Annotated in this window: 15 protein-coding genes; 10 read left to right on the top strand and 5 right to left on the bottom strand. The window is 51.8% G+C overall.

Annotated elements, in window-relative coordinates; all coding sequences use genetic code 11:
- Positions 1-127 precede the first annotated feature (127 nt).
- Both EDD53_RS04440 and EDD53_RS04435 read right to left on the bottom strand, forming a co-directional pair.
- Positions 128-586 (bottom strand): RDD family protein, encoded by a 459-nt coding sequence (locus EDD53_RS04440; protein WP_123791964.1) that lies wholly within the window; start codon positions 584-586, stop codon positions 128-130.
- Between the two features lie 134 nt (positions 587-720).
- The gene (locus EDD53_RS04435) at positions 721-1,161 is read right to left on the bottom strand and encodes a DUF2852 domain-containing protein (RefSeq protein ID WP_123791963.1); all 441 of its coding nucleotides are present in this window, start codon (positions 1,159-1,161) and stop codon (positions 721-723) included.
- Between the two features lie 256 nt (positions 1,162-1,417).
- Between EDD53_RS04435 and EDD53_RS14795 the strand changes: the two genes are divergently transcribed.
- From EDD53_RS14795 to EDD53_RS04415, 5 genes are all read left to right on the top strand, one after another.
- Positions 1,418-1,591 carry a hypothetical protein gene (locus tag EDD53_RS14795; RefSeq protein WP_170162678.1) on the top strand — a complete coding sequence of 58 codons (174 nt, stop codon included), beginning with the start codon at positions 1,418-1,420 and terminating at the stop codon, positions 1,589-1,591.
- Positions 1,591-1,869: a DUF6525 family protein gene (locus EDD53_RS04430; RefSeq protein ID WP_123791962.1), complete on the top strand. Its 279-nt coding sequence runs from the start codon at positions 1,591-1,593 to the stop codon at positions 1,867-1,869. Before EDD53_RS14795 ends, EDD53_RS04430 begins: the two co-directional genes overlap by 1 nt.
- Before the next feature lie 194 nt (positions 1,870-2,063).
- On the top strand, positions 2,064-4,856 hold the full coding sequence (locus EDD53_RS04425) for a bifunctional [glutamine synthetase] adenylyltransferase/[glutamine synthetase]-adenylyl-L-tyrosine phosphorylase (protein WP_123791961.1): 2,793 nt from the start codon (positions 2,064-2,066) through the stop codon (positions 4,854-4,856).
- 65 nt (positions 4,857-4,921) lie between these two features.
- A complete protein-coding gene (locus EDD53_RS04420) occupies positions 4,922-5,215 on the top strand; it encodes a hypothetical protein (RefSeq protein ID WP_123791960.1) in 294 nt (97 codons plus the stop codon).
- A gap of 240 nt (positions 5,216-5,455) precedes the next feature.
- Positions 5,456-5,932 (top strand): protein tyrosine phosphatase family protein, encoded by a 477-nt coding sequence (locus EDD53_RS04415; RefSeq protein ID WP_170162676.1) that lies wholly within the window; start codon positions 5,456-5,458, stop codon positions 5,930-5,932.
- A gap of 80 nt (positions 5,933-6,012) precedes the next feature.
- On the opposite strand, the gene eda is transcribed toward EDD53_RS04415, so the two are convergent.
- Positions 6,013-6,654: a bifunctional 4-hydroxy-2-oxoglutarate aldolase/2-dehydro-3-deoxy-phosphogluconate aldolase gene (eda, locus tag EDD53_RS04410; protein ID WP_123791958.1), complete on the bottom strand. Its 642-nt coding sequence runs from the start codon at positions 6,652-6,654 to the stop codon at positions 6,013-6,015.
- Positions 6,655-6,900: 246 nt separating this feature from the next.
- Here eda and EDD53_RS04405 point away from each other — a divergent pair, with 246 nt between their 5' ends.
- Positions 6,901-8,010 (top strand): NADH:flavin oxidoreductase, encoded by a 1,110-nt coding sequence (locus tag EDD53_RS04405; protein ID WP_211331580.1) that lies wholly within the window; start codon positions 6,901-6,903, stop codon positions 8,008-8,010.
- Between the two features lie 115 nt (positions 8,011-8,125).
- Here EDD53_RS04405 and edd read toward each other — a convergent pair whose 3' ends face one another.
- On the bottom strand, positions 8,126-9,931 hold the full coding sequence (edd, locus tag EDD53_RS04400; protein WP_123791957.1) for a phosphogluconate dehydratase: 1,806 nt from the start codon (positions 9,929-9,931) through the stop codon (positions 8,126-8,128).
- Positions 9,932-10,298: 367 nt separating this feature from the next.
- Here edd and EDD53_RS14790 point away from each other — a divergent pair, with 367 nt between their 5' ends.
- The 4 genes from EDD53_RS14790 (at position 10,299) to EDD53_RS04385 (ending at position 13,035) form a co-directional block, all read left to right on the top strand.
- Entirely contained in the window at positions 10,299-10,460 is a 162-nt protein-coding gene (locus EDD53_RS14790; protein WP_170162675.1) for an RSP_7527 family protein, read from the top strand.
- 159 nt (positions 10,461-10,619) lie between these two features.
- On the top strand, positions 10,620-11,234 hold the full coding sequence (locus EDD53_RS04395) for a DUF6778 family protein (protein WP_123791956.1): 615 nt from the start codon (positions 10,620-10,622) through the stop codon (positions 11,232-11,234).
- Positions 11,235-11,273: 39 nt separating this feature from the next.
- Complete coding sequence (locus EDD53_RS04390; RefSeq protein WP_123791955.1) at positions 11,274-12,479, top strand: RSP_2647 family RNA methyltransferase; 1,206 nt, start codon at positions 11,274-11,276, stop codon at positions 12,477-12,479.
- 13 nt (positions 12,480-12,492) lie between these two features.
- A complete protein-coding gene (locus EDD53_RS04385) occupies positions 12,493-13,035 on the top strand; it encodes an RSP_2648 family PIN domain-containing protein (protein ID WP_123791954.1) in 543 nt (180 codons plus the stop codon).
- Between the two features lie 3 nt (positions 13,036-13,038).
- On the opposite strand, the gene EDD53_RS04380 is transcribed toward EDD53_RS04385, so the two are convergent.
- On the bottom strand, positions 13,039-13,728 hold the full coding sequence (locus tag EDD53_RS04380; RefSeq protein WP_123791953.1) for a M48 family metallopeptidase: 690 nt from the start codon (positions 13,726-13,728) through the stop codon (positions 13,039-13,041).
- Between the last annotated feature and the right edge of the window lie 2 nt (positions 13,729-13,730).

Raw genomic sequence — 13,730 nt, 5'->3', positions numbered from 1 at the left:
AGTAGCAAAGCCTGTGCCACAGGCCAAGGGGCCTCGGGTGGGAATTATCGCTTAAGTCACGACAATACGCTATATTCCTATGCCCTTGGTTAATTTCACAATGCAATACGCTAATCCGACCGAGGCATCAAAACTGCGACGGTCGATTGATCGCAGCCGTGCCCAAGATGACATCTGAGAGGCCTTGTTTGCGCGCTGTCAAGAGCATCAACACCACCGAGACCACCTGAGGCAACCCCATTGACGCCCAGACCGTGAACAATGCGGTGTGTAAAAACGCCATGCCCAGATCAAAGCGTTCGCCTTTTGATGTGCGAAACTCGATGCCCAAAACCCGCATGCCCAGCGTCGCTGAGGCCCCTGATAAGGTCACCACACGGTAAGCAAAGCTTACGACAGCAAACAAAAACGGAAAGAAAAAGATGCCCGTGAATGCGGTGAGGGGCAAAATCAATGCGGTCAATATAGAGACGACAACAAGGTCGATCACGAAAGCCCATAAGCGCTTGGCTGGCACAGAGGCGTAGAACCCACTTTGGGTTTCTGGGTCAGGCAGCCCCCATAGGGCATCATCATTGTGGATCATTCTTTGGCTCTCATTCAAATAAGTGGGCATGGCTTTGTAACACGAAAAAAGGGTTGCAGGCAGAGGTGAGTGGCCTTTGGGCATAAACGTGCCTTTGTTGTAAAAGGCACGTTTGATGGTTCGCGCATAATGACTTACGCGTCTGTTTTCTCGTCCATATCAGTTTGTGTCATCTCTGCGGGCGCTTTGCTGCGATCATCCATGAACTGGTCAAATTCAGCTTTGTCTTTTGCGGCACGCAGGCGTTCCAAAAAGGCTTCAAAGCTGCCTTGTTCGTCTTCCAAGCGGCGCAGAGTTTCGGCTTTATAGGCGTCAAAGGCCGAATTTCCCGAAGAGTTAAACGCTGCGTGATTGCGGTGACTGCGGTTACTGCGGCATGAAGATTTGTTAAACATACGTTTGCTCCAGATCATGTAAAATAAGATGGCAAGGCCGACAGGCCAAACAAAGATAAAGCCAAGGACCATCGCGGCGATCCAAGCGCCTTTTCCTTTATCATCCAGCCAAGTCTCTGCGCGGGCGAACCAGCTTTGTGGGCGGGCAGGGGCAGTTTCAAAATCGGCGGCATGTGTCATTGGGTGTTTTTCCTAATCTCTCTGTTTGTGGTTATGTAAATGTCTTTTACATTACCAAGATTGGGGTTGGTGCGGTAAATTGCAAGCCTAAATGTGAATGTTTTTTACATTAACTTTTAAATGTATTATATTTCAGTGACTTGCGTGGCGTTATTTCAGAGTGAGCTTGATCCAGCTGCAGGGTGTTTATATCGTTGATCACGCTGTCTCACTACAGTCACTGCGAAAAATACAGATAGTTTGCATCTCAAATGTAATGTTATTACATATCGAATTATTGCTTGCGCAGGTTTCATCCCTTCCTAAAGCAAAGGCCTGTTCAACAGAAAAACGGAGTGCCCAGATGCCCTGCATCGCAAAACCAAAAAACAAACTGACCAGCGCAAAATATACACAGCGTTTTGGGCGTTTAGCGCAATGGTCTGAGTAATGCGCGGGTATCGGCAAAAGAAAAACGCACGCACAAGTTTAAAGCGGCGTGTGCGCAAAGGCGATTCCATGGTGGACTACGACCAACTGCCAGCAGAGTTGCGGTCATGGTTGATGCACGCAGCCTTGCCGTGGTCCCCGCGATCGGTGCTTAAGTCATGGCAAAAGTCTTTACAGGCCAATAACGGCAATGCCGAAGCGGCCAAGCAGAACCTAACCCACATCGAGCGGAAAATCCTGAAACGTGATAAGTTTCATATACCGATCGAAGATCCATAAAGTGCGCAGGCTTTGCGGTGTGGTTGTATGTCTGGCCTGTCGTAAATGTATGACAGAGGCCAAGGGCTTTGATTTACCGCGACGATTTTTAATCTGCCGCGTGCTATTCCTAAACGAAAGGGCAGGCGAGATTGGCCTTGCACAAGGGAGCGTGACTAGGTCCAATGGCTGGGCTTTACTCAAGGAATCTTCTCGTGTCTGATCTCTTTTCAAATCGTATTACGCGTTTGCCGCGCGCCTATGAACCTGAGCGCGCCCAAGACGCGTTGGACGCTGTATTTGATGTGGCAAAACCTGTGCGCGATGTGATGGCAGGGGCAGCAGGATCAGCGCCCTATTTGCATGGATTAATCCTGCGCGAGGCCGATTGGATTAGCGCCAATATAGAGACACCCGAGACAGCTTTATCCGAAGAATTGCGTCGCATTGATGCCTTGGTGCCTGACCAATTGGATGTCGGTTTGCGCACAGCCAAGCGCCGCATTGCATTACTGGCGGGCCTGTGTGATCTGGCTGGCGTTTGGGATTTGCATGCGGTCACTGGGGCGCTGTCTGATTTGGCCGATCACGCGACCCATGCTGCGCTGCGAAGCCATGTCGGGACTGAAATCAATCGTGGCAAATTGCCGGGGCAAACCCAAGATGACATAGACTCCTGCGCAGGCATGGTGGCCCTTGCGATGGGAAAACACGGAGCAGGAGAACTCAATTATTCTTCTGACATTGATCTGATCTGTCTGTTCGATGAAACCCGTTTTGATCCTGACAGTCGAATGGAGGCGCGATCTGCTTTTATCCGCGCCACACGAAAAGCCATGGCATCCTTATCCGAGTTGACAGGCGAAGGTTACGTGTTTCGCACTGATCTGCGATTACGACCTGATCCATCGGTGACGCCTGTGTGTTTTGCGATGGATGCGGCCGAGCGCTATTACGAAAGCGTGGGGCGCACATGGGAACGCGCAGCCTTTATCAAAGCGCGCGCCGCAGCAGGCGACTTGACAGCAGGCGCAGAGTTTTTAGCGACCCTGACACCCTTTGTTTGGCGCAAGCATCTTGATTTTGCAGCCATCCAAGAAACCCATGACATGCGTCTAAAAATACGCAAACACAAAGGTTTAGGCGGCGCTTTATGCCTAGAAGGCCACAATGTAAAACTTGGATCAGGCGGTATACGTGAAATCGAATTTTTTGCACAAACCCGCCAATTGATCGCTGGGGGACGTGATCCTGATCTGCGCGTCAGGGGCACCTGTGCGGCCTTGCAGGTCTTGACTGAAAAAGGCTGGGTTGATGCCGAGACGCGCGATATTTTGACCCAAGACTATACATCACACCGCGAGCTTGAGCACCGCCTGCAAATGCTGCGCGATCAACAAACTCATAGTTTGCCGAAATCCGATGATGAATTCGACCGCTTGGCCTGCCTTATGGGACAATCGGTGGAGGAATTGCGCCGCGACGTACATGCGCGGTGTCTGCGCGTGCATGAGGTAACGGAAAGCTTTTTTGCCCCCGCAGACGATGACCGCAAACAGGTAGAGCTATCCCCTGAGTTGCAAGCAATTACAGAGCGTTGGACGACATACCCCGCCCTAAGATCCGAACGGGCTCAAGACATTTTTGGGCGCTTAGAACAGCAAATCTTAACACGTATTCAGGCCCAAGATCGTCCCTTGGATGTGGCGGGGCATCTGGATGGCTTTTTGCGCGGTTTGCCCGCGGGTGTGCAGCTATTTGCGTTGTTTGAAGCCAATCCACAACTGATCGATTTGATCCTTGATATTGTGTCAACAGCCCCGCATTTGGCGCAGTATCTATCGCGCAATGCGAGCGTTTTGGACGGCGTTATTGGCGGGTCGTTCTTTGAACCTTGGCCAAGCGTTGATAGCCTGAAAGACGAGCTGTCAAAGGCTTTGGCAAAGGCGGGCGACTATGAAGTGGCGCTTGATACATCGCGTCGATGGGCCAAAGAATGGCACTTCCGTGTGGGTGTTCATCAATTGCGCGGTTTGATTTCAGCCGATGAAGCGGGTCAGCAATATTGCGATTTGGCCCGCGCTTCAATCGCTGCCCTTTATGATGTGGTGGTCGAAAATTTCGCGGCCAAACATGGTACTCCGCCTGGAAATGGTGCTTTGGTTTTGGGGATGGGATCATTGGGGGCAGGGCGCCTGACTGCGGCATCTGATCTGGATATGATCGTTATTTATGACGCCGCTGGGGTTGAGGCCTCAACAGGCAAACGCCCACTTGCCGCGCGTGCCTATTATTCGCGCCTGACCCAAGCATTGATCACAGCTGTCACGGCCCAAACCGCTGAAGGGCGCTTGTACGAAGTGGATATGCGCCTTCGCCCGTCTGGCAGGCAAGGTCCAGTTGCCACGTCTTTGGCGAGTTTTAAAACTTATCAGCGCTCAGAAGCTTGGGTGTGGGAACATTTGGCTTTGACCCGCGCCTGTGTGGTCGCGGGCGATGCACGATTGGCAAAATTGGTCGAAGCTTTCCGGCTTGATCTGTTCCAATCGCGCAGGGATGAGGCCGTGATCCGACAAGAAACCAGCGATATGCGCAAGCGTTTGGCTGAAGCCAAACCAGGATCGACTTGGGATCCAAAGTCGGGGGCAGGGCGGATGATGGATATCGAACTGTTGGCCGAAGCCGCAGCTTTGATCAGCACATCTCTTAGCCAAGATATCTACGCGCAATTGCAGTCTGGCGTGGATATTGGCTGGATCACGCCCGAGGAACACGATGTGTTATGCGAAACCTATCGTTTGACATGGCGCTTGCAGTCGGCGGCACGGCTTTTGTCGGGGGACCGTTTGGACCCTGCTGCCATCGGGTTTGATGGTCGCGCTTTCTTGCTGCGCTCAACCGAATCTGAGCGTATCGATCTGTTGGAGTCCGACATCAAATTGGCCTGTGAAGAGGCCGCGACACTCTTAGATGCTGTTTTGGCGCGCCCTGTGCCCAAGCGCGCATGATCTGTTGTATCGGGGGATGTCTGCCGATAAGACGTGATGCGAACTGACCGAAAAAGGCTGAAGACATGCCCCGCGAAACACTTGATTATGATGAGGCGCTTGATCCTGGTGGATTGATCCGCGAATCGTACCGCATTGAAAATATTCAGATTCCTGAAGCGCGCTCGATCTTTTTGGATTGGGCGATCAAGATTGGTCCTGAGATGCGCGCCGATATTGCCATCCGGCGTCTGCTTGGACTGTATGAACAAGGCCCAGATGATCAGCACCCGATGACTTTAGTACTGCGAGAAGGTTTGGGCAGCTTACTTGGCCCCGAAGGTCGTCGTGGCGGATCGCGTGCCCGACGCGGGTCGTAAAGCACAATACTGTTTCAATTTGCCGCTAATTATGTGTCCATTCTAGGTGCTGTCCTGCCGTAAAGTAACCTTTGGGTAAACATTGTCGGCAAAACTCCAGAATATTACGAACACCAGCAGGTTTGACTGGTCGCGCTGTCGTCATACGAAAGCGCATTATTGATCATTTGAACCAAGACCGCGCTGGTCGGATTTTCACATTTGGAGTAGCATGCCATGCGCATCAAACGAATTAACGGTATGTTTTCAGTTGCGAGTCAGGTTGAAATTCAAGACATTAAATCCATCGCAGAAGCTGGATATAAAACGCTGATCTGCAATCGCCCTGATCAAGAAGCGGGCGATCATACGCCTTTTGACACTCTTGCACAGGTCGCCAAACAATTCGGGCTGACTCCTGTATATGTCCCTATTTCACTGGTCGGCAGCAGCAAAGCGGATCAAAATAAGTTTGACCAGACCATCACAGAATACCCGAAACCTATTGTGGCCTACTGCCGATCTGGGGCGCGCCCTGCGGTTTTGTGGAACCGTTATGACGCATCTGTTAGTGGCGGGCGCAAAGATGGTCCCGAGCGGCGACTTTCTGCTGTTACAGCTGGCGCCCTAGGCGTGTCGCATGCGGCTGCAACCGCCTATGCCGTGGGCTTTAATTCCCGTCAGACCACCGCGGCGCCACCTATGATGGCAAAAGCAAATGGCCGCAAATCGTTATGATCTGCGACCAATCTATAGGCCTTATGTCTTGTGTCTAAATCAGGGGCCCTGCCTGTCGGCGGGGTCATCCAATCTACCGTTTAACGTGGCAAAGCAGCGGCTTCGCGGGCCAATTCTTCGATGGCTTTCCAGTCGCCTTTTACGACCAAATCATTGGGGGCAACCCATGATCCGCCAACGCAAAGTGTATTGGACAAAGACAGGTATTGGTCCGCGTTTTTCAACGAAATACCGCCCGTTGGGCAGAATTTCATCTGTGGCAAAGGCGCGCCGATGGCTTTTAGAGCAGGGGCACCGCCATTTGCTTCGGCTGGAAAGAATTTCGCGACTGTGTAGCCGCGTTCCAACAAGCGCATCACATCTGATGCTGTTGATGTGCCCGCAAGCAATGGAATATCTTGCGCTTCGCAAGCGTCCAACAGTCTATCTGTCGCACCTGGAGATACACCAAATTTCGCACCTGCCGCCTTCGCCGCTTTCACATCTTCTGGCGTCAAAAGTGTGCCTGCACCGACAGTGCCGCCTTCGACTTTTGCCATTTCTGCAATCACTTCGAGCGCGCAAGAGGTGCGCAAGGTGACTTCCAAAGCAGGCAAGCCGCCAGCAACCAAAGCTTCGGCCAGTGGGCGTGCGTGGGCCACGTCATTTACAACAAGAACGGGAACAACGGGGGCAAGGGCGCAAACCTCTGCACAGCGGATGCTGGCCTCTTGAGGGGTCATATTTTGATCCTTTTCATCAGGTGAATTCGTTTCGGTGCGGGTCATATATGGCCCGAATTTAATATATGTTAGCGCTAAAGCGGCCGGAGTTAAATCAAAATATTTCTCACAAGGGCTACGTGTTTTTTTAAGGGCTCTGCTGTGCGTTTATGTGGGTCTTAAAAGCTCCTTGCGTGCCTTGTTTGCGGAGGTAAGCAGGTTAAGTGCTCTGTTAGAGAGAATAAAATTTGACTGCTGGAGCATGCAATGACCTTGAAGACCGACATCCTTTTTCGCCCGTTTGACCACAAAGGCTTGAGCCTTAAAAACCGTATTGTAATGGCGCCGATGACACGCGGCATGTCGCCTGATGGGATCCCAACCGATGATGTCGCGGGGTATTATGAACGCCGTGCTGAAGGCGAAGTTGGCCTGATCCTCTCCGAAGGCACTGTGATCGATCGCCCAGCTTCGCGCAATATGCCGACAATTCCATTCTTTCATGGTGAGGCTTTGGAGGCTTGGACAAAAGTCATCGACAAAGTTCATGCCGCAGGTGGCAAAATGGGGCCACAAATTTGGCACACAGGTGCGACACAGGCAGGGGAATGGGAACCTGACGTGCCCGTCGAAAGCCCATCTGGCCTGCGTGGCCCCGATATGCCGCGCGGCGCCGAGATGAGCGAAGCGGATATTCACGCGACGATCGCTGCCTTTGCACAGGCCGCAAAAGACGCAAAAGATCGCGGCTTTGACGTGGCTGAACTTCATGGGGCGCATGGCTATTTGATCGACGAATTTTTCTGGGCAGAAACCAACAAACGCACCGATGAATGGGGTGGGGACACGATTGAAGCGCGCTCACGTTTCGCTGTTGAGGTTGTCAAAGCCGTGCGAGCGGCTGTTGGGCCCGATTTTCCGATCATCTTGCGCTTGAGCCAATGGAAGGAAGCGGATTTCACAGCAAAACTTGCTGCAACGCCCGAAGAAATGGAACGCTGGTTGATGCCATTGGTTGAGGCTGGTGTCGACATTCTACACTGTTCCCAGCGTCGTTTCTGGGAACCAGAATTTCCTGAAATTGACGGTGAAAATGGTTTGAACTTTGCGGGTTGGGCCAAAAAAATCACAGGCGTGCCGACGATTTCAGTGGGGTCTGTTGGTTTGTCTTCCGACTTCACAACCGCATTCGCAGGCCAAGGGGCAGAGGCTTCGGCGTTGGATAAATTGGTGACGCGTATGGAAGCGGGCGAATTTGATCTGATTGCTGTGGGCCGCGCTTTGTTGAGTGATCCAGCATGGGCGGCAAAGGTGAAACGCGGGGCGTTTTCTGAGCTGAAGGGCTTTGACGCATCTGCCTTGGCTGAATTGGTATAATCGGTTCAAAGACTTTGATTACGCAAAGAAAAGCCCCCAGACACGGTATCGTGCTTGGGGGCTTTTCCTTTGTATCTTAAGCGCGCGTCACTGCCGCGAAACGGTGTTTTGCGTGTTAAAACAGCGAACAAGCACCTTCGGTTGCATTGCCTGCATTTTGGCGGAAGACTTCAAACAACTCGCGTCCCATACCCACAGAACTTTCCGAAAGATCAGCAACCACGGGGTGACGTGTATCAAAATCTTCTTCGAGCACTTCCAAAGTGCCTGCAACCGCATCAACGCGCACCAAATCTCCGTCACGTAACTTTGCGATCGGGCCACCATTGGCAGCTTCGGGCGAAACATGGATGCAGGCAGGAACTTTACCAGAGGCCCCTGACATCCGCCCGTCAGTGACCAAAGCCACTTTTAATCCACGATCTTGTAGAATTGATAGTGTTGGTGTGAGTGAGTGCAATTCAGGCATCCCGTTTGCGCGCGGACCTTGGAAACGCACAACAATAACAGTGTCTTCTGTGAATTCACCATTGTTAAAGGCTGGCTTTACATCACGTTGATCGTGGAAAATACGCACTTTGGCTTCAACGATACGGCGCTCTTCTGCCACGGCGGACACTTTCATCACACCACGTCCCAGATTGCCTTTCAGCTCTTTCAAGCCGCCTGTTTTTTGGAAGGCGTCAGACACAGGGCGCAAGATTTTATCATTCAATGTGTCTTTCGACCCGTCTTCAAAGACCAGCACGCCGTCCTTGATTTTGGGATCTTTTGTGTAAAGCGATAGGCCGTCACCTGCGATGGTTTTCACATCTTCATGCAGCAAACCGTTTTCCAACAGCTGGCCAATCATATAGCCAAGGCCACCAGCGGCATGGAAGTGGTTCACATCGGCCAATCCGTTTGGATAGACTTTTGCCATCAAAGGCACGACTTCGGAAATGTCTGAGAAATCCTGCAGATCCAAAATGATCCCCGCAGCCCGTGCCATGGCAGGCAAGTGCAAAACAAGGTTGGTCGATCCGCCCGTCGCCATCAAGCCAACCAGTCCGTTTACAAAGGCTTTTTCATCCAAAATCTGCGCGGCAGGGCGGTAATCATTGCCCAGATGCGTGATTTCTAGGGCGCGTTTGGTGGCGGCCGTGGTCAAAGCATCGCGCAATTCGGTGCCCGGATTGACAAAAGATGCGCCGGGCAAGTGCAGCCCCATGACTTCCATCAGCATCTGGTTGGTGTTGGCTGTGCCGTAAAACGTACAGGTGCCAGAGCCGTGGTAAGACGCCATTTCGGCTTTCATCAATTCCTCGCGGCCGATTTCGCCTGTCGCAAACTTTTGACGGACCAAGGCTTTTTCATCGTTTGGAATGCCTGAAGTCATCGGGCCCGCAGGAATAAAGACAGATGGGATATGACCATAGGTTGCAGCCGCCATCACCAAACCTGGTACGATCTTATCGCAGATGCCAAAGAACACGGCCGCATCAAAGCAGTTATGTGATAGGCCGACAGAGGCAGACATCGCAATCACATCACGTGAGAACAATGACAATTCCATCCCTGGTTGGCCTTGGGTCACACCATCACACATGGCAGGCACACCGCCTGCAACCTGCGCTGTTGCCCCCGCAGCACGCGCTGTATCGCGGATCATATCGGGGTAGTGTTCGTATGGCTTATGCGCTGACAGCATATCATTGTAAGCGGTAATAATGCCCAAGTTTGCTGCGCGCTCTGCGACCAGTGCATCTTTATCAGACCCCATCGCTGCATAAGCATGCGCTTGGTTTCCACATGTTAAATGCGCGCGCACAGGGCCAGCTTCAGCTGCGGCATTCATGCGCTCCAAATAGGCGTCACGCGTTGGACGTGAGCGTTCAATTATACGGTCGGTTACAGATTTGATCTGTGAATTCAGGGACATATTGGCAGGCCTTTGGCTCATCATGCTACGGATTCGGCGTTCATCTTTACCGCAGTTTAGCGCAGATCGTTAGCGCTAAACCACATTCTGTTAGCGCTAACTTACAGTGTTTACACGCAACTGTCCAGCCATCTTGCGCGTAGAGCAAACTCTTTTGTGCTGCTGCAGCGCAACTGCGGAAAATTTTGCTGCATTGCAGTATGCGCATAGCGGGGCTTCCGAATGGGTAGTGGTGATGACCTAATTCATCGCGTAAACATAAATCAAGTTCACATGGTGACGCTTTGGTAGCGATGATCACACACTCAGATGATCCAATCACACCGCGCAGGCGCCACAAGCCAGATATATAAAAGAGGTAACTCACATGACTAACACTAAATTTGAAACATTAGACGTTTACGAAATCGAAGCACAAGCACGTGCATTGCGCGCACAAGCATCACGTGAAATGTTCGTAGCTGCCAAAGCTTGGGTTGCTCGCAAATTGTCTTTCGGTACAACTTCTGCAGCACATAACGCAGCATAATCCTTTACGATCAAAGGATAAAAATATCTGCTGGTTTTAAATGAAATCAGCAAGCCCAGAAAAATCCCGCAGAATGCTGCGGGATTTTCTCATTTTTGCCTCATTTGGCCTTCATGGTTAACACAGGATCAAGAGGGGATAGACCCCAGAGGCAGAGCAATGAATAAAATCGTCAAACTCATAGCCCTAATTGGGGTTGTCGCAGGCACAACAGCCTGCACCACGGTAGAAACCGCATCACGCGCGACGCCAATTAATGCACCCCTCGCGGGGGTGCTTGATACGAAAGCTATTTATATCAAGCCTGACTTTAAAGTCGCTGATATCAATGTCACCGTTCCTGAAACCTTAACTGTGTCTGAAGCAAATTCTTATAAACCGCGTGCTGATATCGTTTGGCGTGGCGACGCTTATGGGAATCGCTTTGAGCAAGTCAAAGCCGTGATGGAAACAGGCCTGCAAATCGGAGCTGAAAAGCTTTCGGGTGAACAAGATGTCATTTTGGATGTCGAGCTTGTTGAATTCCACGCCCAGACTGAAAAAGTGCGCTACACTTTTGGTGGAAAGCACGAAATCGTTTTTGCGCTGACTGTGCGCGATGCCAAAACAGGCGCTACGGTGGTGCCGACACGTAAGATTGATGCCACATTTGACGGGCTTGGCGGAATTGCGGCTGTGAATGCGGAAAAAGCTGGCGTGACGCAGAAAGTGCGCATCATTGAACGCCTTGCAGAGGTCATTTCACTAGAGTTACAAAAACCATACGCGATGTGACCCCTTCCAAGGAAGGAAAAACATAAGTAAGAGGGGTGCATGACGCACCCTTCTGAATCATTGCCCACCATTCGTTTGAAACCCAAAGCCAATGCCCGCGCTATTCGCCACGGCAGCCCTTGGGTTTTTGACAATGAGCTGGTTGTCGACCGCCGCACGAAAACCCTCACACCCGGCGCAATTGCGCGGCTTGAGGATGCGGAGCGTAACTTTTTGGCCCTCGTTGGTGTCAATCCAAACAGTCGCATTTTTGCGCGCGTCTTGGATCGTGATCCTGACACGGCCTTTGATGAGGCATGGTTTGCCGCGCGTGTTCAACATGCGCTTGCCCACCGTGAAACTCTTTATTCCGAGCCATTTTATCGCCTGATTCACGCCGAATCCGATGGGTTGCCTGGCGTGATTGTGGATCGTTTTGGCGATACATTGGTTATTCAGCCGAATGCTGCATGGGCCGATACTTTGATCGCGCCACTTGTCAGTGCTTTGAAATCTGTCACTGGTGCTACCACAATTGTAATGAACGGCACAGGCCGCGCGCGTGGTTTGGAAGGTCTGGCCGAAAAAATGGACATTATGGAAGGCGCTGTAGATGGCGTGGTTCCCGTGTCTATGAATGGCGCGACCTATATGGCTGACCTGATGGGCGGGCAAAAAACAGGTCTGTTTTTTGATCAACGTGACAATCACGCCTATGCGCAATCGCTGGTGAAAGGCAAACGCGTTTTGGATGTGTTTTCACATGTCGGCGGCTTTGGTTTGGCGGCTTTGGCGGCAGATGCGACTTCTGTCACTTGTGTTGATAGCTCTGCTGCCGCTTTGGAGTTGGCCGAACAAGGTGCAACAGCCATGGGCGTTGCCGATAAGTTCACCACACGCAAAGGCGATGCTTTTGACACCATGGCTGCATTGTTGGCCGAGGGCGAAAAATTCGATGTTGTGATCTGTGATCCACCTGCTTTTGCCCCAAGCAAACCTGCGCTTGAAAAAGGCCTGCGCGCTTACGAGCGTGTGGCGAAAATGGCCGCGGCTTTGGTCGTTGATGGTGGATATTTGGGTCTATGTTCGTGTTCACATGCAGCAGATCTGGAAAAATTCCGCAACTCTTGTAATCGGGGTATCGGGCGCGCGCAAAAATCTGCACAGCTCATTCATACGGGTTTTGCAGGGGCCGATCACCCGCTGATGCCACAATTGGCCGAAAGCGGTTACCTCAAAGGTCTATTCTACCGCATGATGCCGTAAGGGTCTCAAGTATATGAAAAAAGTGCTCCTTGATGCCTGCGTTCTTTACCCGACCGTGATGCGGGAAGTATTGCTAAACGTGGCCGCCAAGGGGCTCTTTACCCCGCTTTGGTCTGAGCGCATTTTAGAAGAATGGGCGCGGGCTGCTCGTAAAATCGGCCCAACAGGCGAAGAACAAGCCCGCGCAGAAGTGGCACTTGTCAAAGCCAATTGGCCAAAAGCCAGCATCAAACCCCATGCAGGGTTAGAATCGCGGCTGTATTTACCTGACGAAAATGACATCCATGTTTTGGCGGCAGCAATTGCTGGCCATGCCGATGAGCTTGTCACGATGAATGCTTCAGATTTTCCGCAAAACACTCTGCGCGAAGAAGGCATCGAGCGCCGTGACCCCGATGGCTTCTTGTGGGAACTCGCCTCGCACCACCCCGATTTGGTCTTTGCCGCCTGCGAAGATGTGCGACTAACCGCAGAACGCCTATCTGGCCAACCATGGGATATGCGCAAACTTATGAAAAAAGCGCGCTTGCCGCGTTTGGGAAAAGCCCTGTCCTAAGGCTTAAACCTGCCATTTCGCCTCATTCACCTCAATCGCTTTGATGCGTTCATCGACTTTTGGGTGACTCATGAACCAAGCAGGGGTGGCTGCGCCATGTGCGCCCGTTAAGTCATTGAGTTTCATAAACAATGACTTTTGCGCCTCAGTTCCAATTCCCGATTTGTGCAACAAAGCGGAAGCATAGGCATCTGCTTCAAATTCATCGCGACGCGATAATTTCGCGGCCAAAAGGCTGGTCATGGCCGAAGCAATGTAAATTGCAAAAGGGCCGATCAGCGGTACAAAACGCAACCCCATAGCTAAAGCTGTGCGCAGCGCGTTTTGTCCAGAAAAGTCAATCATCCGCCGTTTGGAATGGCCCAAAGCGACATGCCCGAGTTCATGCGCCACAACAGAGGCCATTTCTGCGGCGGTCACTTCGCCAGATCGAAACTTTTGGTAAAACCCGCGGGTGATATAGACCTTACCGTCAGGGGCGGCCAATCCATTCACAGGCTCAATATCGTATAAAAACACCTGAACACGTGGCAGATCCAGCGCATGGGCCAGCCGCATGAATTCTTCGCGTAAGGTAGCATCGGCCAGTTCTGCAGACTTCGCCGCCAATTCGCGCGCAGAACGCCCCGCCGACATGCGGTACATGACATAGCCGTAAACCAAAGCCATTAGGATGGGGAGAAATTTCAACATAG

Origin of the sequence: Pacificibacter maritimus, from assembly GCF_003814915.1 — a bacterium.
Classification (GTDB): Bacteria; Pseudomonadota; Alphaproteobacteria; order Rhodobacterales; family Rhodobacteraceae; genus Celeribacter; species Celeribacter maritimus.
The sequence above is the reverse complement of the archived record's forward strand: the minus strand, read 5'-3'. Positions and strand labels throughout refer to the sequence as shown.